The organism is Bradyrhizobium sp. CCBAU 45394 (assembly GCF_028128655.1).
In the GTDB taxonomy this organism is placed as follows: Bacteria; Pseudomonadota; Alphaproteobacteria; order Rhizobiales; family Xanthobacteraceae; genus Bradyrhizobium; species Bradyrhizobium diazoefficiens.
Genome location: NZ_LBIX01000005.1, coordinates 21,292 through 21,555, shown reverse-complemented (window position 1 = coordinate 21,555; position 264 = coordinate 21,292). Strand labels below are relative to the sequence as shown.

The following is a 264-nucleotide window of genomic DNA, read 5'->3' as shown; positions in this document are numbered from 1 at the left end:
CTACCGACCATGACGATCGAGTCGGTTGGATTGACGAGCCTGGTTCAGGTCGGCAGCAATTATTACCTTGGCGCCACCGGCCCTGAGCTAACGTATGGTGGCTCAGCCGTTGTGTCGGGTCAGTTTGCGCCGTGGGCGCCGATCGGGGCGGAGCAAACGGCGAGCGGTTTTGACTTTGCTTGGAAGGTGCCTGGCACGGATGCTTACACGGTGTGGAGCACGGACAGCAGTGGCCACTATCTCACCAACCTGACCGGCATTGTG

1 pseudogene is annotated in these 264 nt (G+C 60.2%); it reads left to right on the top strand.

The features are described 5' to 3' along the window. Nucleotides 1-9: 9 nt before the first annotated feature. Nucleotides 10-264 (top strand): annotated as a pseudogene (locus tag WN73_RS04180) (NF038122 family metalloprotease); the annotation flags it as partial.